The sequence below is a fragment of the Maritimibacter harenae genome, assembly GCF_009882975.1.
In the GTDB taxonomy this organism is placed as follows: domain Bacteria; phylum Pseudomonadota; class Alphaproteobacteria; order Rhodobacterales; family Rhodobacteraceae; genus Maritimibacter; species Maritimibacter harenae.
This window is the reverse complement of the sequence record NZ_WTUX01000027.1, coordinates 1-227: the sequence shown is the minus strand read 5'-3', so window position 1 is coordinate 227 and position 227 is coordinate 1. Positions and strand designations below refer to the sequence as shown.

Annotated in this window: 1 protein-coding gene; it reads right to left on the bottom strand. The window is 60.8% G+C overall.

Annotated elements, in window-relative coordinates; all coding sequences use genetic code 11:
- Positions 1–227 (bottom strand): IS3 family transposase (locus tag GQE99_RS20175; protein WP_161353769.1); only part of this gene is annotated, 227 nt, incomplete at both ends.

The following is a 227-nucleotide window of genomic DNA, read 5'->3' as shown; positions in this document are numbered from 1 at the left end:
GGTCTTGTGTCCTTTCGCCGGCCTGCTCGTGTTGGGCTTCTGGTAAATCGGCATCAGCCCCATGAGGCGCATTAGCCGGCGTATCCGCTTCTCGTTCACGAGATGCCCGTCATTGCGCAGGTGCCAGGTCATCTGGCGGACACCGAAGAACGGCGTCTCCAGGAACTGCTCGTCGATCTGCCGCATCAGGCCGAGGTTCTGTTCGGTCTCTCCCTTCGGCTCGTAGT